General features: G+C 68.6%; 24 protein-coding genes. 12 read left to right on the top strand and 12 right to left on the bottom strand.

Annotated elements, in window-relative coordinates; genetic code table 11:
- The first annotated feature begins 65 nt into the window (after positions 1 to 65).
- The gene (locus C438_RS09775; protein ID WP_004969213.1) at positions 66 to 563 is read left to right on the top strand and encodes a DUF5813 family protein; all 498 of its coding nucleotides are present in this window, start codon (positions 66 to 68) and stop codon (positions 561 to 563) included.
- A 72-nt stretch (positions 564 to 635) separates the two neighbouring features.
- Here the strand turns inward: C438_RS09775 and C438_RS09770 are convergent, their stop codons facing one another.
- Together C438_RS09770 and C438_RS09765 are read right to left on the bottom strand one after the other, a co-directional pair.
- Positions 636 to 872, bottom strand: coding sequence for an Lrp/AsnC ligand binding domain-containing protein (locus tag C438_RS09770; RefSeq protein WP_004969212.1), 237 nt, complete (start codon positions 870 to 872; stop codon positions 636 to 638).
- 2 nt (positions 873 to 874) lie between these two features.
- The gene (locus C438_RS09765) at positions 875 to 1558 is read right to left on the bottom strand and encodes a potassium channel family protein (protein WP_004969211.1); all 684 of its coding nucleotides are present in this window, start codon (positions 1556 to 1558) and stop codon (positions 875 to 877) included.
- Positions 1559 to 1666: 108 nt separating this feature from the next.
- Between C438_RS09765 and C438_RS09760 the strand changes: the two genes are divergently transcribed.
- Positions 1667 to 1900, top strand: coding sequence for an Lrp/AsnC ligand binding domain-containing protein (locus C438_RS09760; protein WP_004969210.1), 234 nt, complete (start codon positions 1667 to 1669; stop codon positions 1898 to 1900).
- Positions 1901 to 1915: 15 nt separating this feature from the next.
- Here C438_RS09760 and C438_RS09755 read toward each other — a convergent pair whose 3' ends face one another.
- Positions 1916 to 2962, bottom strand: coding sequence for a thiamine pyrophosphate-dependent dehydrogenase E1 component subunit alpha (locus tag C438_RS09755; RefSeq protein WP_004969209.1), 1047 nt, complete (start codon positions 2960 to 2962; stop codon positions 1916 to 1918).
- 164 nt (positions 2963 to 3126) lie between these two features.
- Between C438_RS09755 and C438_RS09750 the strand changes: the two genes are divergently transcribed.
- Complete coding sequence (locus C438_RS09750) at positions 3127 to 3447, top strand: hypothetical protein (protein ID WP_004969208.1); 321 nt, start codon at positions 3127 to 3129, stop codon at positions 3445 to 3447.
- 16 nt (positions 3448 to 3463) lie between these two features.
- On the opposite strand, the gene tmk is transcribed toward C438_RS09750, so the two are convergent.
- Positions 3464 to 4057 carry a dTMP kinase gene (tmk, locus tag C438_RS09745; RefSeq protein WP_004969207.1) on the bottom strand — a complete coding sequence of 198 codons (594 nt, stop codon included), beginning with the start codon at positions 4055 to 4057 and terminating at the stop codon, positions 3464 to 3466.
- 85 nt (positions 4058 to 4142) lie between these two features.
- Here tmk and C438_RS09740 point away from each other — a divergent pair, with 85 nt between their 5' ends.
- The 7 genes from C438_RS09740 (at position 4143) to C438_RS09710 (ending at position 10302) form a co-directional block, all read left to right on the top strand.
- Entirely contained in the window at positions 4143 to 4388 is a 246-nt protein-coding gene (locus tag C438_RS09740) for a hypothetical protein (RefSeq protein WP_004969206.1), read from the top strand.
- A gap of 136 nt (positions 4389 to 4524) precedes the next feature.
- Entirely contained in the window at positions 4525 to 5430 is a 906-nt protein-coding gene (locus C438_RS09735; protein WP_004969205.1) for a complex I NDUFA9 subunit family protein, read from the top strand.
- 211 nt (positions 5431 to 5641) lie between these two features.
- On the top strand, positions 5642 to 6829 hold the full coding sequence (locus C438_RS09730; RefSeq protein WP_004969204.1) for a tubulin/FtsZ family protein: 1188 nt from the start codon (positions 5642 to 5644) through the stop codon (positions 6827 to 6829).
- Complete coding sequence (locus C438_RS09725; protein WP_004969203.1) at positions 6798 to 7592, top strand: hypothetical protein; 795 nt, start codon at positions 6798 to 6800, stop codon at positions 7590 to 7592. The genes C438_RS09730 and C438_RS09725 overlap by 32 nt, the downstream gene beginning before the upstream one ends.
- 6 nt (positions 7593 to 7598) lie before the next feature.
- On the top strand, positions 7599 to 8219 hold the full coding sequence (cofC, locus tag C438_RS09720; protein WP_004969202.1) for a 2-phospho-L-lactate guanylyltransferase: 621 nt from the start codon (positions 7599 to 7601) through the stop codon (positions 8217 to 8219).
- Between the two features lie 323 nt (positions 8220 to 8542).
- Positions 8543 to 9724 (top strand): 7,8-didemethyl-8-hydroxy-5-deazariboflavin synthase subunit CofG, encoded by a 1182-nt coding sequence (gene cofG, locus C438_RS09715; protein WP_004969201.1) that lies wholly within the window; start codon positions 8543 to 8545, stop codon positions 9722 to 9724.
- Between the two features lie 74 nt (positions 9725 to 9798).
- Positions 9799 to 10302, top strand: a complete 504-nt coding sequence (locus C438_RS09710; protein WP_004969200.1) for a pyridoxamine 5'-phosphate oxidase family protein — start codon at positions 9799 to 9801, stop codon at positions 10300 to 10302.
- Between the two features lie 13 nt (positions 10303 to 10315).
- Here C438_RS09710 and C438_RS09705 read toward each other — a convergent pair whose 3' ends face one another.
- The 3 genes from C438_RS09705 to cofH form a co-directional block, all read right to left on the bottom strand.
- Positions 10316 to 10918 (bottom strand): hypothetical protein, encoded by a 603-nt coding sequence (locus C438_RS09705; protein WP_083899990.1) that lies wholly within the window; start codon positions 10916 to 10918, stop codon positions 10316 to 10318.
- 135 nt (positions 10919 to 11053) lie between these two features.
- On the bottom strand, positions 11054 to 11602 hold the full coding sequence (locus tag C438_RS09700) for a hypothetical protein (protein WP_049917932.1): 549 nt from the start codon (positions 11600 to 11602) through the stop codon (positions 11054 to 11056).
- Between the two features lies 1 nt (position 11603).
- Positions 11604 to 12971: a 7,8-didemethyl-8-hydroxy-5-deazariboflavin synthase subunit CofH gene (gene cofH, locus C438_RS09695; protein ID WP_004969197.1), complete on the bottom strand. Its 1368-nt coding sequence runs from the start codon at positions 12969 to 12971 to the stop codon at positions 11604 to 11606.
- A 109-nt stretch (positions 12972 to 13080) separates the two neighbouring features.
- On the opposite strand from cofH, the gene C438_RS09690 reads away from it, so the two are divergent.
- The gene (locus C438_RS09690) at positions 13081 to 13497 is read left to right on the top strand and encodes a DUF5518 domain-containing protein (RefSeq protein ID WP_004969196.1); all 417 of its coding nucleotides are present in this window, start codon (positions 13081 to 13083) and stop codon (positions 13495 to 13497) included.
- A gap of 42 nt (positions 13498 to 13539) precedes the next feature.
- Here the strand turns inward: C438_RS09690 and C438_RS09685 are convergent, their stop codons facing one another.
- A complete protein-coding gene (locus C438_RS09685) occupies positions 13540 to 15549 on the bottom strand; it encodes a hybrid sensor histidine kinase/response regulator (RefSeq protein WP_004969195.1) in 2010 nt (669 codons plus the stop codon).
- 214 nt (positions 15550 to 15763) lie between these two features.
- Positions 15764 to 16522 (bottom strand): SIR2 family NAD-dependent protein deacylase, encoded by a 759-nt coding sequence (locus tag C438_RS09680; protein ID WP_004969194.1) that lies wholly within the window; start codon positions 16520 to 16522, stop codon positions 15764 to 15766.
- Positions 16523 to 16660: 138 nt separating this feature from the next.
- Here C438_RS09680 and C438_RS09675 point away from each other — a divergent pair, with 138 nt between their 5' ends.
- Positions 16661 to 17680, top strand: coding sequence for a phosphoribosylaminoimidazolesuccinocarboxamide synthase (locus C438_RS09675; protein WP_004969193.1), 1020 nt, complete (start codon positions 16661 to 16663; stop codon positions 17678 to 17680).
- Positions 17681 to 17722: 42 nt separating this feature from the next.
- On the opposite strand, the gene C438_RS09670 is transcribed toward C438_RS09675, so the two are convergent.
- From C438_RS09670 to C438_RS09660, 3 genes are all read right to left on the bottom strand, one after another.
- Positions 17723 to 17938: a hypothetical protein gene (locus C438_RS09670; protein WP_004969192.1), complete on the bottom strand. Its 216-nt coding sequence runs from the start codon at positions 17936 to 17938 to the stop codon at positions 17723 to 17725.
- A gap of 67 nt (positions 17939 to 18005) precedes the next feature.
- Positions 18006 to 18989, bottom strand: a complete 984-nt coding sequence (locus C438_RS09665; protein ID WP_004969190.1) for a formyltetrahydrofolate deformylase — start codon at positions 18987 to 18989, stop codon at positions 18006 to 18008.
- 145 nt (positions 18990 to 19134) lie between these two features.
- The gene (locus tag C438_RS09660) at positions 19135 to 20556 is read right to left on the bottom strand and encodes a GntP family permease (protein WP_004969188.1); all 1422 of its coding nucleotides are present in this window, start codon (positions 20554 to 20556) and stop codon (positions 19135 to 19137) included.
- Between the last annotated feature and the right edge of the window lie 155 nt (positions 20557 to 20711).

Genomic DNA, 20711 nt, shown 5'->3' with positions numbered 1-20711 from the left:
GGCGGGCGATTCGGGGGCGCTCGCGACGCAACGGGCTTTTCTCCCGTCGGGACGTTCGTCCGGGCATGAGCGAAGACGACATCCCCGGTCGAGTCCGCCGCGCGTTCGGCGACCACGGGTCGTTCGAACCGGTCGACGACCGAACCTTCGAGTCCGTGACGACGCCGTTCGACGGCACCGTCGGCGTCGCGGCGCAGGACGGCGGCCACGTCGAGTTCGACGTGGAGGTGCGCGTCCCGATGCTCTCTGCGGTCGCCGACGACGTGGCCCCCGTGGTCGAAGACGGCTGGTACGAGACGTTCGAACTCCGCCTCGAAGACGTGGGCGGCGTCGTCGCCGGCGACCACGACCTCGACCCCGACGTGACGCGCGCAGGCGACGAGGCGGTCGTTCGGGCGAGTTTCGCCGATATCAACGAGCGACGCGGCGTCGACGACGCCGGCGCGGTCATCGACTACGTCGAGGGCACGTTCGTCGAGGGCATCATCCCCGGCTACGACTACGGCGAACCGGTGACGAGCCTCGTCCAGAACGCTCGAGACGCCGCCGGCGCGGGCTTCTGAAAAACGAGCGTGTTCGAGCGTGTTCGGTTCGAGCGCGGTTCGGCCGGCCTTGTGGGCTGGCCGTGTCCGGGCTCAGTCCATCGCGATGTACGTCTGGGTGTCTTCGATGCCCGCCACCGACTGGATACCGCCGGCGATGTCCTTTACTTCGGTGGGCGACTCCACCTCGACTTTCACGATGAAGTCCACGTCGCCGGCGACGATGTGGGCGCTGACGATGCCGTCGGAGACGGCCAAGAGGTCCTGTTTCAGTTGGTCGATGCCGCCGGAGACGGGCGCGGCCTTGACCATGATGTAGGCGTAGACCATCGTCACGCACCCCCCGCCGCGGTGGCGACCTCGTCGCCGACGAGCAGTTGTCGCACGTCGTCGAGCACGTCGAAGTCCGCGAGGACGGCCACGCGGTCACCCGTCTCCAGCGAGTCGTCCGAAAGCGGGATACCCATCGGGCCGTCTTTCTTCCCGAACGCGAGGATGCGGGCGTTCGCCGGGAGCGCCACCTCCTCGATGCTGTAGCCGTTCATCGGCGACCCGTCGGTCACCGTCACGAGGATGACCTGCAGGTGTTGGGCGATGTCGGCGATAGCGCGGATGGAGCCGCCGAGAAGCGCGTTCTTCGCGCCGATAGCGCCGAGGCGCTCGGGGTAGACGATTACGTCCACCTCCTTGGCGTACTTCTGGTACACCTCCTCGCGGTAGTCCTCGTCAACCCGGAGCACCGTCCGACAGCCGAAGTGCTTGCCAATCATGCAGGCCGCGAAGTTCACGTTGAGGTCGGCGGTGAGCGCGCCGAGGGCGTCGGCCGCCTCGATACCGGCGTCGACGAGCACCTCCTCGCGGGAGCCGTCGCCTTCGACCACGTCGAAGTCCGCCTCGCGGGCCCGCTTGACCCGGTCGCGGTCCAACTCCACCAGGACGATGTCGTGGCCCTCCTCGCGGAGGACGCGAGCGGTGCGCAGCCCAACCCGTCCAGCACCAATGATAACGAACCGCATGATAAGACGGTATGTCGGCGGAGGCAAATAACCTTCCCCCGGTTCGGGCGAGCGGACCGTCTCCGGTCGAAGCAAGGCTTTTGATGACTGTGGTAGAATATCTCACGCATGGTTCACGCGTTCATCATGGTGAAGACCGGAGCCGGCGAGTCGGAGCAGTTGCTCGGACCCATCCGCGACTTCGAGACGGTGACCGAGGCCCACATCGTCGCGGGCGCGTACGACATCATCGCCGAGGTGGACACCGACGCGGTCTACGAGGTGCTGAAGACGGCGTCGAGCCGCGTACAGGGGTTACAGGGCGTCGCCGACACGAAGACGTACATCTCCTTGGACGACTGAGGGGTCGAACGCGGCTCAGCGCTCGATGTCGAACGAGCCGTTGCGCTCGACGAACGCGACGTGTTCCTCGCGCTGGCGGGAGAGCTCCGGCGGCAGTTCCGCGTAGACGCTGTCGAACAGCTCGTCGGTCCCCGGTTCGGGCGTCGCCTCGGCGCGCTCGACGGCCTCGCGCAGTTCCTCGTCGGCGTCGTCATACATGGCCTCGACGGCCGCGTCGTCGACGACGCCCCCCTCGCGGCAGAACGACTCGAAGCGGTCGAGGGGGTCGCGCGTCCGCCACTCGGGGAGGTCCGGCTCGTCGTCGCGGTAGCGCGAGGGGTCGTCGGCGGTCGTGTGCGGCCCCTGCCGGTAGGTGAGGCTCTCGATGAGCACCGGCTCCCCGGCGCGGGCCTTCTCGAAGCCGCGCTCGACGGCCTCCCTGACCGCCAGCGGGTCGTTGCCGTCGACCTGCATCCCGTCGATACCGTAGGCGTCGGCCTTGGCCGCGATTGACTCGCTGGCGGTCTGGCGCTCGCGGGGGAGCGAAATCGCCCAGCCGTTGTTCTCGCAGAAGAAGACGACCGGCGCGTCGAAGACGCCGGCGAAGTTCAGCCCCTCGTGGAAGTCGCCCTCGGAGGTCGCGCCGTCGCCGAAACAGACCAGCGCCGCGTGGTCGTCGCCGCGGTAGTTCGCGGCCATGCCGACGCCCGCGGCGTGGGGAATCTGGCTCCCGATGGGAACCGCCTGCGGGAACACCGGCACGTCGTGGTCGGAGGCGTACTCGGCGTGGCCGCGTCGGAAGAGGAGGATGTCGCTCGGCGGGACGCCGCGGGCGAGCTGGAGGGCGTTGGACCGATAGGTCGGCAGTAACACGTCGTCGTCGCGCATGGCGTGTGCGGCCCCGATTTGGGAGGCCTCCTGCCCGCGAAACGGCGGGTAGCCGCTCATCCACCCGCGCCGCTGGAGGGCGAGTGCGCGCTCGTCGAACCGGCGCGCTCGAATCATGTCGCGGAGGGCGGCACGGGCGTCGTCCGCGGTGAACCCCGTGTCGTCCAGCCCGCGCTCTGCGATGAGTCGGTGCATGGCCGTGAGTCACGGTCCTTCGTGATAAACGTCACCCGTCTGCGGGGCGGTCCGGGGCGGTTCAAGTCGGGCGGTCAGATCCGGGGTGTTCGACCGACTGCGGCGCGGGACGAGCGGGTCGCCGAGAGCGACAGGCCAAAGACCACCGCCTCCCTAGGTCGGCCATGGTCTCGGTGGTCAACCTCGTGCTCATGGGCGCGCTCATCGTCCTCCACACCCTCATCGCGGCGGTCATGACCCGCTTTTTCCGCCTGCGGCTGAACACGCGGTGGGGCTCCGTCCTGTACGCCCTGTTTCTCATCCCGCTCGTGCTGTTCGTCTCGACGCTGGTGTTCTCCGGGGTCTTCAGCATCGGCGTGGACCTCGGCAGTCCGACGGCGGCGCTCGGCGTGATGATAGGGATGCCGCTCGCGCTCGGCTTCACCATCGACACGCTCTACGTTCCGCCGCCGGAGGAGTACGAGAACCTTCCGAACTCTCGGTGAGGCGCGAGCGGTCGGGTTACTGTTCCGCGAGAACCTCTTCGAGCGCCGCCTCGACCGCGTCGAGCACGTCCTCGGGCGACTGCGTCGCGTCGACGCGGACGAACCGCTCCGGCTCGGCATCGATGAGTCGCTCGTAGTTGGCGCGCACGTCCGCGAGGTACGCCGCCTGTTCGAACTTGTTCGTCGCGCCGCTCCGCGCGGCGGCCGTCTCGGGGTCAACGTCGAGGTAGATGGTCTTGTCCGGCGGGCGGGAAAAGGCCGCGTGGATGCCCATGATGTACTCCATCGGGCGGCGGAGGTCGCTGTCGCGGAGCGCGGCCGCCTGATAGGCGTACCGCGAGTCGGAGTAGCGGTCGGAGACGACGAGGTCCCCGTCGGCGAGGGCGGGCCGGACGACCCGCGAGAGGTGGTCGGCGTGGTCGGCGGTAAAGAGGAACAGCGTGGCCAGCGGGTCGGCGTCGTCGTCGTCGATGGCGCGGTTGACAGCCTCTCCGTACCACGAGTCCGACGTGGGCTCGCGCGTGAAGACGGCGTCGGGGTACGCGTCGTGGAGCGCCTCCCAGACGGTCGTCTTCCCGCTCCCGTCGAGCCCTTCGAGCGTGACGAGCATACCCTACCAACTCGGCGCTCCGGAAAAAGCGCGCCGAAGCGCGCCGCCACAACGATAATGTCAACGCGGACCGATATACAGCGTAGTGGCACCCACCTGCGAGCGGTGGGACGACCTCCGACCGAGGGACAAACAGTACAGCGTCGTCCGCTTCGACGAGCTGGTGTCCCCGACCGACCCGGCGTTCGCGACGAAGCAGTCGGAGGTCGACCACCCGAACGACGCGCCCGACGAGTGGCCCGCGGCGGCCGAAGAGCTCGTCGTCTACGACCGAATCGGTCGGATGGTGAAACGCACGGACGGGTCGGTCGCGCCCTCGGTGCTGTTCTGAGCGCGGTCGCAGTCGCGGGCGGTGCGGATGCGGACCGCGGCCGAGCGCGAGAACGTCTTTCGCATCTGAGCGTTCGCCGGCGAAATCGACCTCATTCCCCCGTTAGCTTTACCCTCATTCCGCCGAATATTAGCGCATGAAAGTCCTTGTTGTCGGCGGAAGCGGATTCATCGGGAGCCACCTCTGCCGCGAACTGCAGTCGCGGGGCCACAGCGTGACCGCGATGTCGCGGAGTCCGAACAGCGAGGACCTCCCAGACGGCGTCGAGAAGGCGATGGGAGACGTGACGGACTACGACTCCATCGCGGGCGCGTTCGAGGGGAAGGACGCGGTCGTGAACCTCGTCGCGCTCTCGCCGCTGTTCGAGCCGGGCGGCGGCAACCGGATGCACGACATCGTCCACTGGCAGGGGACCGAAAACGTCGTCAAGGCCGCCGAGGCCAACGACGTGCCCCGACTCGTCCAGATGAGCGCGCTCGGGGCCGACACCGACGGCGACACGGCCTACATCCGCTCGAAGGGGAAAGCCGAGGGCGCGGTCAAGTCGTCGGGGCTCGACTGGGTCATCTTCCGCCCGTCGGTCGTCTTCGGCGACGGCGGCGAGTTCGTCTCCTTCACGAAGCGGCTCAAGGGGATGTTCGCGCCCGGCGTTCCCCTGTACCCGCTTCCCGGCAACGGGGAGACGCGGTTCCAGCCCATCTGGGTCGGCGACCTCGCGCCGATGCTCGCGGACGCCGTCGAGGGCGACGAACACGTCGGCGAGACCTACCGCATCGGCGGTCCGGAGAAGCTCACACTCCGCGAAATCACGGAGATGGTGTACGACGCCGAGAACAAGTCCATCACCATCGTCCCGCTCCCGATGGGCCTCGCGGGCGTCGGCCTGACCGTCCTCGGGGCGGTCCCCGGCTTCCCGATGGGGAAAGACCAGTACCGCTCGCTCCAGTTCGACAACACGACAGACCGGAACGACGTGGGCGTCTTCGGCGTCGACGTGTCGTCGATGAAGACGCTCGGCACGTATCTCGCCGAGCGAAACTGACGGCGCGCCAACCGTTCTCCGAAGTTAAGCGGTCGTGAACTGCGGCCCATTTCGCCGGTATGAGGCGCTCTCCGGGGATAACGTCCGATTAACACCGGTTTCGAGTCGCCGTTTTTCGCCGATAATCTGATGCTGAGAATACACTTCCCCATCACAACGCTTATGTCCGCGTTCGTACTGCCATTCACGCAATGGCGAGGGGACTGAACCTATGAAGCTCGCAATGATCGGATTCGGGCAAGCCGGGGGAAAAGTAGTCGACAAGTTTGTCGAGTACGACCGGGAACGCAACGCGGGAATCGTCCGCGCGGCGGTCGCGGTGAACTCCGCGAAGGCTGACTTGCTCGGACTGAAGAACATCCCGAAGGACCAGCGCGTCCTCATCGGCCAATCCCGCGTGAAGGGACACGGCGTCGGTGCGGACAACGAACTCGGTGCCGAAATCGCCGAGGAGGACATCGACGAGGTACAGGGTGCCATCGACAGCATCCCCGTCCACGAAGTCGACGCCTTCCTCGTCGTGTCCGGGCTCGGTGGCGGCACCGGCTCCGGCGGCGCGCCGGTCCTCGCGAAACACCTCAAGCGCATCTACACCGAACCCGTCTACGGGATCGGCATCCTGCCGGGGTCCGACGAGGGCGGTATCTACACGCTCAACGCCGCGCGCTCCTTCCAGACGTTCGTCCGCGAGGTCGACAACCTCCTCGTGTTCGACAACGACGCCTGGCGGAAGACCGGCGAGTCGGTCCAAGGGGGATACGACGAGATTAACGCGGAAATCGTCAACCGATTCGGCGTGCTCTTCGGTGCCGGCGAGGTCCAGGACGGACAGGAAGTCGCGGAGTCCGTCGTCGACTCCTCGGAGATCATCAACACGCTGGCCGGCGGCGGCGTCTCGACCGTGGGCTACGCCTCCGAGGGCGTCGAACCGCGGAAGAACAAGGGCGGCGGCCTCCTGTCTCGGCTGACGGGCGGCGACGAGCCCGACGACAACCTCGACACGGCGCACACGACCAACCGCATCACGAGCCTCGTCCGCAAGGCCGCGCTCGGTCGACTCACGCTCCCGTGTGAGATCGAAGGCGCGGAGCGCGCACTGCTCGTCCTCGCTGGTCCCCCGGAGCATCTGAACCGGAAAGGCATAGAGCGCGGGCGGAAGTGGATCGAGGAGCAGACCGGTTCCATGGAAGTTCGCGGCGGCGACTACCCCATCCCGGGCGCGGAGAAGGTGGCGAGTGTCATCCTTCTGTCGGGCGTGACGAACGTCCCGCGCATCAAGGAACTGCAACAGGTCGCCATCGAAGCACAGGACAACATCGAAGAGATCCGCCAAGAGAGTGATTCGAATCTGGAGACCCTCATAAACGATGACGAGGACGAACTGGAGTCGCTTTTCTAAGCTGGCGCTCGCGCTCGTCGTACTCCTGTCGGCCTTCGCGGGGCAGGCAGGGGCGGTGAGCGTCGCGTCCGACGACGTCCCCGACGAGGCGCAGGTCGGTACGCAGGTGACCGCGTCGGTCACCCTCGAAGAGCTGTACCGGAGCCCGCAACTCGAATCGTGGACGCTCGCAGGCGAGACCGACCTGGAAGACGTGACGTGGACCGTCGCGTACTACGACCAGACGGGCGCGAGAGTCGACCAGCAGTCCTTCGACGGGCAGAACTTCAGCGGCGCTGAAATCGCCACTGCCGACGGGACGAGCGAAGTGGAAGTCACCGTGACGGGAATCGTTCCCGAGGTGGAGTCGTTCAGCTACGACCCCGCACAGACGTTCACCATCATCTCGCTCGACCAGACCCGCGAAGGCGGCTCCAGTAACGATATCGACTCGTGGACGGTCCACCACTACACCGAAGACAGCGCCGCCGCGCGCGATGAACTCGATAGCGCGCGGGACGCGATTCAGCGTGCGAGTGGGGCCAACACGCAACAAGCCCAGCAGACGTTCAACAACGCCGTCGAAGCGTACAACGGCGAGGAGTTCAACCTCGCGACGAACCTCGCCAACGAGGCGGAGACGAGCGCGAATCAGGCTCGGCAGTCGAGTCAGACGACCCAACTGCTCATCTACGCGGCGGGCGGTCTGCTCGTCGTCGCGCTCATCGTCGGTGGGTTCCTCTACTGGCGCTCCCAGCAGACGAGCTACGACAAACTGGGCTGATTCTCCGTGCGAGTCGTCGTTCCCTTCGGGGGACGCGAGCCGAAGACCCGACTCGCCTCATTTTTTGACGCCGACGAGCGACGCGACTTCGCGGTCTCGATGCTCCGGGACGTACTCGACGCGGTCCGCGCGGCCGGCGGCGACCCCGCGGTCGTCGCGGACGCGCCCGTCTCGGTCGGGGCACCCGTCACCGTGGACGACCGGCCGCTCACGGCGGTCGTCAGCGACGAACTCGACGGACTCGGCGGCGACCCCGTCGCGGTCGTCATGGCCGACCTCGCGCTCGCGACGCCCGCGGCGCTCTCGCGGCTGTTCGAGACCGACGGCGACGTGGTCGCCGCACCCGGTCTCGGGGGCGGAACGAACGCGCTCGTCGTCCGCGACCCGGAGTTCTCCGTGGACTACCACGGCGCGTCCATCCTCGACCACCGGCGAATCGCCCGCGACGCCGGCTGTTCGTTCGCCGAGGTGGATTCGATGCGGCTCGCCGTCGACGTGGACGAGCCGAGCGACCTCGTCGAGGTGCTCGTCCACGGCGAGGGCCGCGCCCGCGAGTGGCTGGTCGACGCCGGCGTCCGGCTCGAACGCGGGACCGGCCGGGTCGAGGCCGTCCGCGCGCGCCGATAGGACCTTAACGGTCCGCGATAAACAGTGTCTGGCGCGGTTGTCTGTCTGCCCGGCGGGAACTGAGGCAACGTACGCCGCGCGCTCCGCGTCGCGAAGACGACGTGGGGGTCGAAGTGGAGTCCGAACGTCGCGACGACGACGCGAGTCTCACTCGCAACCAACTCGGGGCGAGCGCCTGACGGCGCCTCGGACGGGCCGGAGACGTGTCTGGCACCAACTATCCGGCCCCGAGCTCGACTTCCGTTCTGCCGCCGCAGTCTCGAACACCCACCGTATCGGCCGCGAGTGACACGCTTTTAGTGGCTCGTCACACACCGGGAGGTATGTTCCCGGGTGCCGACGAGTACGGAGTCGACCTGACTATCGACGACGCCGACGTGGAGCGACTGCTCGCCGTCACCCCGGACGACGCCGACGCGCCGGCGTCGCTTTCGTTCTCGCGGAACGTCTTCGTCCCGCTGACGACCGCCTGCCGGTACACCTGCACCTACTGCACCTACTACGACGTGCCCGGCGAGGCGACGCTGATGTCCCTCGACGAGGTCCGCGAGACGGTCCGCACGGGCGCGGACGCCGGCTGTACGGAGGCGCTTTTCACCTTCGGCGACGCCCCCGACGAGCGCTACACGGCGATTCACCGCCAGCTCGACGAGTGGGGTTACGACGACATCCTCGACTACCTCGCGGCGGCCTGCGAAGTCGCGCTCGACGAGGGCCTCCTGCCGCATTCGAACCCCGGCGACCTGACCCGCGAGGAGTTCGCCGACCTCGCGCCCCTGAACGCCAGCATGGGCGTGATGCTGGAGACGACCGCCGACGTGGCCGCCCACTCGGGGAACCGCCGGAAGACGCCGGGCCAGCGGCTCAACACCGTCCGCGCCGCGGGCGAGGTGGGCGTCCCCTTCACGACGGGCATCCTCGTCGGCATCGGCGAGACGTGGCGCGACCGCGCGGAGAGCCTGCTGGCCATCCGCGCGCTCCACGAGCGCTACGGCCACGTACAGGAGGTCATCGTCCAGAACGTCGTCCCCAACGAGCGGTCGGACTACGAGCGCCCGTCGCTCGACGCGATGCGCCGGGTCGTGGCGATGGCGCGGGTCGCGCTCCCCGAGGAGGTGTCGGTGCAGGTGCCGCCGAACCTCTCGGCGGCGGCGGACCTCGTCCCCTGCGGCGTCGACGACCTCGGCGGCGTCTCGCCGGTCACCGACGACTACGTCAACCCCGACTACGAGTGGCCCGCGCTCCGAGAACTCGCCGACATCGCCGACGAGGCGGGCGTCCCGCTCCGCGAGCGACTGCCGGTCTACGAGCGGTTCCTGCCGGGCGGGGCGCTCGGACCGGCCGGCGAAACCGACGAGGGCGACGGCGCGCCCGCGCCCGCGACCGCGCCGGACCGCGAGTGGCTCCGCGACCCGATTACCGACCGGCTCGGCGCCGACGACGTTCACGGCCGCCGGTTCCGAAACGTCGCCCGCGGCGACGGCCCGCTGTCGATTCCCGACTGACCGCGGTTTCGTTCGTTCTCGCCGGGCGAAAACGTCCCACAGTCGGTTATACACCTCCGAATAAACGGGGGGGTATGGAAGGCGGGAACCACGACAGCACGGACTGGGTCGAACGCGGCCGCGAACTGAGCGACGAGACCATCGCCGAGGTGCTTCGACGACGAGGCCACGGCGTCCTCTCGGCCGCGGTCGACGGCGACGTGGTCGCCCGCCCGATGTCGTTCGGCGTCGACGGCGACGACCTCTACTTCCAGCTTGCGGCCCCGGCGGAGTCGAACGCGAGTCGCTTCGCCGCGACCGACGGCCCGGTCGAACTCGTCGTGAGCGCCGTCGAGAGCGTCGACGACTGGCACAGCGTCGTCGTCCGCGGTCGCCTCGTTCCCGTGGCGGCCGACGAGGAGTCCCGCGCGTTTCGGGCGCTCGCCGACAACGCGGTGCTCCCGCAGAACGCCCTCGGCGTCGGCGAGTGCCGGGAGTTCCGACTCGCTCGCTTGGCGGTCGAGTCGGCGACCGGCCGCGAGGGGCCGGCGTCGTCGCTCGGAAGCGGCGGGCCGGCTCCGCCGAACGCCAGCGACTGAGTCGGGCGACGGCTTATCGGCGGCGGACGAAAAGCGAGTAGAGCGCGACGACCACGGCGGTCACCGCGGGCGCGCGCCCCGAGAGCTGTGGCACGCGCTTTCTGACGACCGTGTAGGCGACGCCGACGGCGAGGCTGGCGAGGAGAACCCCCCGCGCGCCGTCGCCGAGCGTCAGGAACCCCGGCACCGACAGCGCCGCGGCGAGCGCGAAGTCGCCGGGCGAGCCGTCGTAGGCGGCGAGGCGTCGAGGTTCGACCCAGCCGCCGAGACTGCGGACGTAGACGCCGCGGTCGGTTCGGGCCTCCCACGGGCGGGCCTCGCTACTGCCGCCGAGGTAGTCGGCCGCGCAGTGGAGCGCCGCCGCGACGAACCCGGTCGCCGCGGCCGCGGCCAGCGGGTCGCCCGTGACGACCGCGACCGCGACCGCTCCGACCGAGCCGACGACGAACGCCTCGACCTGATGGAACGTCTTTCGGTGGACGCCGACGACCATGTCGAGGTCGGGGAAGACGCCGCCGACGAGCGCCGCCGCGACGACGAGGGGTGCGGCGGCGGGGGCGACGACCGCGACGGCGGCGGCGAGCGCGAGGCTCATCGACACGTGCGTCGGGGCCATCACGGGGCGAACACCTCCAGCGCCGGTCGGTTCCGTCGAGTCGTCATCGCTTCGCCTACTCGGCGACCGAGACGTATGAGTTTCGTGGTCGGGCCGAACGCCCGCGGGCGCGGTCGTCCTCGCAGACGCCGCGCCTCAGATGCCGAACCACTCGGGCATCCGCTTTCTGAAGCCGGTGTAGAACAGCGCGACGGCGACGCCGACCGCGACGGCGACGCGGACGCCGCCGGAGAAGACGAGAAACCCGGGGACCGAAAACAGGAGCGTCAGCGCGAGGTCTTCGGGCGCGCCGTCGTAGCGGACGAGATAGCGGGGGCGGAGCCAGCGCTTCGCGGGATGGACGTACACCGCGCGGTCGGAGGTGCGGTCCCACGGCCGGAGTTCGCCGCCCGCGCCGAGCCAGTCGGACGCGGAGTGAAGCCCCGCCGACAGGAAGAAGAACGCGGCCGCGACGGTGAGCGTCGAGGGGGATGCGACGGCGACGGCTCCGAACACCGCGGCCGCGACGCTGTAGTAGACGGGGAAGTGCAGGGTCTTGCGGTGGACGCCGACGAAGAGGTCCACGTCGGGGAAGACGCCGCCGGCGAGCGCGCCGACGGCCGCGGCGGTGGCGAGTTCGGGCGCAATCCAGACCAGCGGTGCGGCGAGGGTCAGCCCCACGACCGCGTGGGTGGTCGCCATCATCTCAGTCGTCGGCGGTCGCCGGGTCGCGCCGACCGTCGAGGAGCGGCGTCCCGTCGGCGCGCGGGCCGAGCGTCGGGCCGTGCGGGCCGTCGTCGATATCGATGGGGCGACGGGTCCGGTAGTCGGTCGAGCGCTCGACCGGGCGGCGGCCGATGGCGGTTATCATGTCGACGTAGTCATCGAACGAGCGGAACTCGCCGAAGCCGCCGCCGGCGCGCTTCGTTATCTCCTCGGAGAGAATCGTCCCCATCAGGTCGTCCGCGCCGCAGTTGAGGAGCTTCAGCGCCTTCGCGTTCCCGAACTTCACCCACGACGACTGGATGTGGTCGACGTTGTCGAGGTAGAGCCGCGCGACGGCGACCATCAGTTCGTCCTCGTCGTCGGACGCGCCGCCGGTCACGAGGCCGCGGTCGTACAGCGGCGTGTTCTGGTGGATGAACGACAGCGGGACGAACTCGGTGATGCCGCCGTAGCGGTCCTGTAGGTCCCGAATCACGTCGAGGTGGAGCACGCGGTGTTTCTCGGTCTCGACGTGGCCGTACATGATGGTTGCCGTCACGTCGAGGCCGGCCTCCATCGCGCCCTCCATCCCGGCGACCCACTCGTCGGTGCCGATTTTCCCGGGGCAGATGACCTCGCGCACCTCGGGGACGAGAATCTCCGCGGCGGTGCCGGGCGCGCTGGCGAGGCCCGCGTCGGCGAGGCGGCGGTAGACCTCCTCGTAGCTCCAGTCGGTGCCGCGCTTTGCGTGGTGGGCCTCCTCGGGCGTCATCGAGTGGACGTGCGCGCCGTCGACCGACATGGCGGAAAGCTGTTCGGCGTAGCTCGCGGGGTCGGTGTCGTACGCCTCGGGCGGCTTGTAGTTCACCTCGGCGGCGGGGTTGTCGTAGGCTTCGAGAATCTCGCGGTGTTCCTCGTCGAGCACGAGCGCGGGGTGGAGGCCGGAGACGGACGTGACCTCGTAGATACCCATCTCGACCGCGTCGGCGACGATGTCGCGGGACTCGGCGGGCGTCTTCGTGAAGCCGCCGTGGTCGGCGTCGGAGTCGGACTCGAACAGGTGGGCGGTGTTCTTGAAGTTACAGAACAGACAGCCGGTGTTGCAGGCCGTCGTCACGTTGTTGTTGAGGTTGGCGACGAACGTCACGTCGTTTCCGACCATCTCGGCGCGCCGGCGGTCGGCGGCTTCGAGCACGAGTTCCTTGCGCGCGGCGTCGATTCCCTCGCGGTCGGTCCCCGTCGTGATGAGTTCGACGCCGTCGTCGACCGTGAGGCGCTCGCCCGCTCGCGCCTTCGCCAAGGCGTTCTCGAACGACTGGTCTGTCTCCGGGACGTGGTCGAACCCGAAGTCGTGGGCGGCACCGGTCATGCTCGTTTGAAACGCGCCACGGTGCTAAAAACGGGGCGGTACCGGAACTCCGACCGCGGGACGCCGCGGCGGAGAAAGCGTTAGGCCGTCCGGCCGTGTTGTGTCGGGCATGGAACACACCCCGTCTTCGGAAACCGAGTCCGCTCTCGGCGACGACCGCGAGAGCCTGCTGTTTTCCGCGCTCGTCGGCGCGGTCGCCAGCGTCGTCCTCTCACCGCTTCCGGGGTCGACCGTCCTCGGCGGGGCGCTCGCCGGCTACCTGACCGGGAGCGACCGCGAACTCGGCGTGAAGTCCGGCGCGGTCTCGGGGCTGTTCGTGAGCCTCGTCGGCGTCGTTCTCGGCGTCGTCGTCCTCGGCTTCTTCAGCATCTTCGCCATCGGCGTCGGCCCGCGAGGCTTCGGCCTCGGCATCCTCGGCATCGCCGTCGTCGCGCTGTTCGGCCTCGCCTTGCTCCTCGTCTACACCGTCGGTCTCGGCGCGCTCGGCGGCTACCTCGGCGCGTATCTCCACGAGGAGTTCGCCTGAGCGGCCCCCGCCGACTCGCTGACCCGTTCGCCGACCCGGTGCTCAGGGCTCGGACGCGACGCCGGTGAACTCGAAGCGAGCGCCGCCCGCGGCGCTTTCGCCCACCGAGACCGTCCAGCCGTGGGTGTCGGCGACGTTCGAGACGATTGTCAGCCCGAAGCCGATACCGGCGGTACCGGTCGAAAAGCCGGTGTCGAAGATGCGCGACCGGAGTTCGGGCGGGACGCCCGCGCCGTCGTCTTCGACGTAGAACCCGTCGTCGAGCGCGCCGACGGTGACGGTGAGTGGGCCGCCCGTGTCGTCGCCGCCGTCGGTCGGTTCGGACGCTTCCGGCGAGCCGTGTTCCACGGAGTTCCGCATCAGGTTCTCGAACAGTTGGTGGAGCCGGCCCGCGTCGGCGACGACAGTCCGGTCGGACGCGACGACGAGCGTCGCGCCCTCGGTCTCGACGTTCTCCCAGCACCGCTCTGCGGTCTCGGCGAGGGACACGGTCGTCGTGGCGAACGCGTCGGTGCCCTGCCGCGCGAGGACGAGCAGTTCCTCCGTCAGCGCGTTCATCCGGTCGTGCGCCCGCGCCACCGCCTCAAGGTGGTCGTTATCGATGCTCTCGCGGGCGAGGTTGAGGTGGCCCGTGGCGACCGAAAGCGGGTTGCGCAGGTCGTGGGAGACGACGCTCGTGAACTCGTCGAGCCGGCGGTTCTGGGCTTCCATCTCGCGTTCGATGTCCCGGCGCGCCGTGATGTCCGTGTACACCGCGTATATCGTGTTCTCGCCGACCGGGACCGACCGGAGGAGGAAGTCCCGCTCGCCGTTTGCGGTCTGTCTGCGCACCTCGGTCTGGACGAAGTCGCCGGCGCGGACCATCTCGGTGAGCTTCGCGGCCTCGTCGAGACGGTCGTCCGGCGCGACCACGTCGTCGATGGCGCGGCCGACGACCTCGGACTCGTCGTAGCCGAACGTGGCCTCGAACGCCGGGTTCACCGCGCGGATGACGGACTCGCCGTCGACGAACTCCGAGTCGATGATGCAGTCGGCGCTGTTTTCGAACAGGGCGGCGTACTGGTCGCGTTCGACCCGAAGCCGGCGCTCGAAGCTGAGCCGCTGGAGCGCCGCGTTCGTGTGGGCGACGAGGAGCTCCGCGAGTTCGAGGTCGATTTCGTCGAACGCGCCGGTCTGCTCGGAGACCGCCTGAAAGACGCCGAACGAACCGATGGCGACGCTGAGGCCGGAGCGGTAGTCGCCGAACTCTGGGCGGCCGAAGGCGTGGAGTTCCATGTCGACCGCGCGGTGGGACTCGCCGGTGCGGAACGTCTCGCCCATCGCGCCGGCGTCTTTCGGAACCGGCCGGAGGGCGCGGGCCGTCGGCGTCGACGACTGCGCCTTCGGGACGAACCGGTCCGCCTCGGCCTCGAAGGCGAAACAGATGTCGAGGTTCAGGATGCGCTCCGCCGCCTCGACGGTCTCCGCGTAGATGTCGTCGGCGTCGGCGGCCGACGCGAGCCGCATGGCGACGCCGTGGAGCGACGTAATCTTCCGCTCGGTGCGCTGAATGCGGCGTTCGAGCCGGGTGACGATGTCGCGTTCGGTGCGCTGGGCCTGCGAACTCCGGTAGCGGGCGACCGCCGCCCGGATGCGGTCGGCGAGGCGGTCGTACGAGATGGAGTCGACGTCGTCGGAGAAGCGATAGACGGCGGGGTCGGCCGCGAGCAGGTCGTCGTCGCCCTCGTCGCTATCGTCACCCTCGTCACCCTCGTCGCCCCCGTCCGCCCCGCCGGGGCCGAGGAGGACGACCGGGACCTCGGGGTGGCGGTCGCGGACCAGCGCGACCACGTCGGCGGCGGTGTGTTGGCCGAACTGGCCGGGAATCAAGAGGCAGTCGACCGTCCGGTCGGCGACGTGCCCGAGGGCCGTCCCGAGGTCGAATTCGACGGTGACGGACACGTCGTGGCGGTCGAGCGCGGCCGCGACGGCGTCCGCCCGGGTGCGGTCGGGAGCGACGAAGAGAACGGACGGTGCCGTCCCCGCCGTCCCCGGCGAGGGTGACCGAGTCATGCACAGACATGACTGGGAACCGGTATCAATTGATTGGTGAGTGCGACCGGCAGTTCGCGACAGTCCGCAGTCACGCATCTCCAGCGGGCGAGGCTGGCGAGGGGCCCGCTGTCCGCGGACACCGACGCGGACGTGACGACCGCGAGCCGAGCCGTCCGACTCCTGACGGGGCGGTCAGGGTCGCGCGGTCGAGCGGTCGCGCGCAGACTCGTTTTCAGACTCGTTTTTCGACTTCGGGGAGGAACGCCGCGAGGTCGCCGCGGACGACGCGGTCGGCGCGGTCGTCGTACTGCGTCGCGTCGAAGTTGACGACGACGAGCGAGCCGCCCTCGGCGGCCCGGCCGGCGAGACCCGCCGCGGGGTGGACCGTCAGCGACGACCCGAGCGACAGGAACACGTCGGCGTCGCCGGCGAGGCGGTTCGCCTCGCTGTAGGCGACCCGCGGGAGGTGTTCGCCGAACAGGACGACGCCGGGCTTGAGCAGGCCGCCGCAGTCCTCGCACCGCGGCGGCGCGTCGCCCGCGCGGACCGTCTCGAACGCGGATTCGGCGTCGGTTCGCGTGCCGCAGTCCTCGCAGACGACCTCCGCGGCGTTGCCGTGGAGTTCGACGACGCGCTCCGAGCCGGCCTCGCGGTGGAGGCCGTCGGTGTTCTGCGTCACGACCGCGTCGAGGACGCCCCGCGATTCGAGGGCCGAAAGCGCCTCGTGGCCGGGGTTCGGCTCGACGCCGTCGGGGAACATGCGCTCTTGGAGGCGGACGCGGTCGCGCCAGAAGCCGCCGGGGTCGTTGACGAAGCGGTCGCGGTGGAACGACGCCGGGTCGAACTCGGTCTCCCAGATGCCGTCGTCGCCGCGGAAGTCGGGGATGCCCGAGGCGGTGCTCATCCCCGCGCCGGTGAAGGCGACGGCGGTGTCGGCCTCGCGGAGTCGGCGGGCGACCCACGCGGCGTCTGATTCGAGGGCAGCGTCCATAGCCCAACGGACGGGACAGTCGCGAAAAAGCGATACGATTCGTTCGGTGGGCGCATTCGTGCATAGATTCGTCTCGACACGGAGTGAGATACGCACGGAAGTGGAAGCTTCTTAGTGGGATGAGTCCAGAGAACGACCATGACCAGCGTGAAGGACTTCCGCGTCGAGGAGGAGCCGACGGCGACCGACCTCGGGCGGGGCCGCTTCGTCTTCTCGGACCGCTACTCCGTGTTCGACTGGGGCGAGATGCCCGACCACGTCCCGAACAAGGGCGCGAGCCTCTGTCTCATGGGCGCGTACAACTTCGAACTGCTCGACGTGAACCACGTCCCGACCCACTACCTCGGCGTCGTCGAGGACGGCGAAGTCAAGGAACTCGGCGAGTGCGAGTCGCCGCCGACGGAGATGGCCATCGAACTCACGCAGGTGCCCGACCTCCCCCACGAGGACGGCGCGTACGACTACGACGCCTACCACGAGGCCGCCGGCGACAACTACCTCATCCCGCTGGAAATCGTCTTCCGCAACACCGTCCCCGTGGGGTCGAGCCTCCGGCGGCGCGGCGAGCCCGCCGACTACGGCCTCGACGCCGACGAGTGGCCCGACGAGGCCGTCTCCCTCCCCGAGCCGGTCGTGGAGTTCTCCACGAAGTACGAAGAACAGGACCGGTATCTCTCCCGCGAGGAGGCCGACGACATCGCCGGGAAGGTCGACCTCGACCGCCTCGAAGAGCTGGCGCTCGCCGTGAATCACGTGCTGACCGAGCGCGCCGAGAAGGCCGGCTTCGACCACGAGGACGGCAAAATCGAGTGTCTCTACCACGACGGCACCGTCAAGGTCGGCGACGTGGTCGGCACCTTCGACGAGAACCGGTTTTCCTACGGCGGCCAGCAGGTCTCGAAGGAGGTCGTCCGCCAGTACTACAAGCGCGTCCAGCCCGAGTGGGTCGCGGCCGTGAAAGACGCGAAGGCCGAGGCCATCGAGACGGGCGAGCCGAACTGGCGCGAGAACTGCGCGGTCGAGCCCGACCACCTGCCCGCCGACATCGTCGAGGCGCTGTCGGACCTCTACTGCGCCGGCACCAACGCCTACGTCGACCACGACTGGTTCGACGCGCCGGCCATCGAAGACGCCGTGGCTCGCGTTCGAGAGCTGTAGTCGGCCACGAGCGAGCGACTCCGTTTTTCGTCTGTTCCCTTCTCACGACGCGTCGCCACCGACGAGGAACCGCCAGCCGCGGCGGAGCAGTTGGACGACGCCGAGCGCGAAAAACACCACCGCGCCGGCCACGACGCCCGGTTCGACGCCGGGAAGGAGCGGGATGAACCCGAGTTCGTGCGCGGCGAGGAGGACGGTCGCCGCGAGCCACAGCGCGTAACAGCCGAGGGCGACGCGATAGCGGAGAGAGACGGGCACGGCTCAGAGTCGGTCGGCGGGAAAATAGGCTTGGTGTCTGGCGGGAGTCGCCCCGCTCGGAGTCGGCTCAGTCCTCGGACTGTTCGGGGGCGAGCGCCTCGCGCTCGCCGAGGGCGTCGATGATGCCGTCGACCGGGCGGTCGGGGTTCGACGCCTGCGCCTCGCGGGTGAGGCCGAGCTGGTAGCGCTCGGGGTCGGCGCTCTCGCGGAGGCTGGTGCGGCCGCGGTGGACCGACACGTCGTTGTTGAGGTGGAGTTTCACGGCTTCGAGGAGCGCGTCGGCCTCCAGCGGCTGGCCGCGCTCTTTTATCTCGTCGATGGAGGCGTCGTCCGGCACGTCGAAGGCGCGCTGGGCGATGATGGGGCCTTGGTCGAGGTCGGTCGTCACGTAGTGGGCGGTGACGCCCGCGATGCGGACGCCCTCCTCTTTCGCCTGCCGGTAGGCGGCCGCGCCGGGGAACGACGGGAGCAACGACGGGTGGATGTTGATGATGCGGTCCTCGTAGCGGAAGACGACGTTCGGGCCGAGGATGCGCATGTAGCGCGCGAGGACGATGAGGTCCACGTCGTACTGTTCGAGGAGGTCGAGCAGGCGCTCTTCGTTGGCGGTGCCCTTCTGGTCGCCGATGTCGTGGAAGGGAACGTCGTAGTGGCTCGCCAGCGGTTCGAGCGTGTCGTGGTTGCCGATGACGACCGAGATATCCGCGCCGAGGTCGTCGTTGGCCCACGCCTCGAACAGCGCTTCGAGGCAGTGGGACTCCTTCGTGACGAGGACGGCGATTTCGCGGGTCTCGCGGTCCGAGGGGAACCGGACCTGCACGTCGACGCCGAGGTCGTCGCCGAGGTCGGACAGCGCCGCCCGAAGCTCGTCGCGCGAGCAGGTCATCTCCGCGGTGTCGGCGTGGAGGGTCATCCGGAAGATTCCCTCGCGGACCGCCTGGTCGAGGTCCTCGACGTTGATTCCGCGCTCGAACAGCAGGGTGGTCACGTTCGCGATGAGTCCGGTCTTGTCTCCTCCGATGACCGTGATTTCGGTGAGTTCGCGAGTCATACCGTCACCTCCAGCTGTTCGAAGCTGAACATACCCGTCCTGCGTCGGCGAACGGTAAACCGCTGTCGTTCTCCGCAAGCGAACCCCTCGGGAACGACCGTGAATCACCCGGGAAAAGGAAAAGCCGACGTGACGGTGAGCGCGCCTACGCCAGCGGCAGTATCGACGAGACGATGAGGACGACGACGAGACCGGTCACGGAGATAATCGTCGTCAGCGCGGTCCACGTCTTCAGCGTCTCCATCTGCGTGAGCCCGCCGATTTCCTTGACGAGCCAGAAGCCGGAGTCGTTGTACCACGAGCAGATGTTGCCGCCCGCGCCGATGACCATCACCAGATACGCGGTGTGGACCGGAAGCTGGCCGGTGAGCGGGGCCATGATGCCGGCGGCCGTGAGCATCGCCGCGGTCGCGGAGCCCTGCGCGATGCGGACGATGGCGGCGATGAGCCACGCGGTCACGAGAAGCGGGATGCCGAAGCCTTCGAGGCCGTTGGCGAGGTAGGAGCCGATTCCCGAGGCCGCGAGGAGCGCGCCGAACGCGCCGCCCATCGCGGTGATAGCCGCGATGTTGCCGCCGCTTTTCAGCGCCTCGGTGAGTTCGTCCTCCCAGTCGGACCGCGAGAGGTCGGACCAGCGGTAGTACGTGTAGGCCGCGGCGAGCGCGGCGACGGTCAGCGCGACGTTCTTGTCGCCGATGAACGCGACGAACGGTCGGTTATCCACGACGAACGAGACGAGGGGCTGGAACGGTTCGGCCACCGTCACGCCTTCGAGGGCGTTGACGACGGTGAGCGACCCGACGAGCGCGACGGCGATGACGATGGGCGCGGTGGCTTCGAGGAAACTCGGCAGGGACGACACGTCGCGCTGGGCGCGCTCCTGCAGTTCCTCCGTGGTCGTTCCCATCGCGTCGCGGAGGGGGATGTCGACGCGGCGGTTAATCCAGCGGCCGTAGACGAGGCCGCCCATGGTGGCCGACGGGACGGCGACGGTGACGCCGATGAGCATCGTGGTGCCGATGTCGGCCCCGACTCGGCTGGCGACCGCGAGCGGGCCGGGCGTCGGCGGGACGAACACGTGGGCCGTCGCCGCGCCGGCCCCGACGACGACGAGGTAGAGCGCGTAGTTGTCGCCCATCCGGGCGCGCATCGACCGCGCGAGGGGGGCCATGAGGTAGAACACGCTGTCGAAGAACACGGGGATGGCGAGCACGGTACTGCTCCCCCACAGCGCGATGTCGCTGTTACCCTTCCCGACGAGCGACTGGAAGGAGCGGACGATTCGCTGGGCGGAGCCGCTTTCGAGCATCGACTTCCCGATGATGGCGGCCATCAGGATGGGAATCCCGATGCCGGCCATCCCGTCGCCGAAGGCGGACGCCGTCCGCGTCGCCGCGTCGGCGAGCGCGAAGTCGGGGACGAACGCCGCGTTGACGAGCCCGACCGCGAACGCGGCTATCGCCAGGCCGACGAACGCGGGGAGGTCTAACACGACCAGTAGCAACACGACCAACGCGAGTCCGACGACGAACGTCAAGAGCGGACTCTGTGCGAATTCGATTGCCATACGTGAGACGCCGTATCACCCATACTATAAAAATGATTATCATATATCATGTATGTAATTATTATATTAGAAATTTATAGAAATAATTTGTATAGTAAGTATAACAAACAATAGAATTCGTGTGGGGGAGCCGACGCGGAGACTCGCCCGTCAGA

Source organism: Haloferax denitrificans ATCC 35960, from assembly GCF_000337795.1.
In the GTDB taxonomy this organism is placed as follows: Archaea; Halobacteriota; Halobacteria; order Halobacteriales; family Haloferacaceae; genus Haloferax; species Haloferax denitrificans.
Note: the sequence above shows the minus strand (reverse complement) of the source record. Positions and strands in the feature narration are given on the sequence as shown.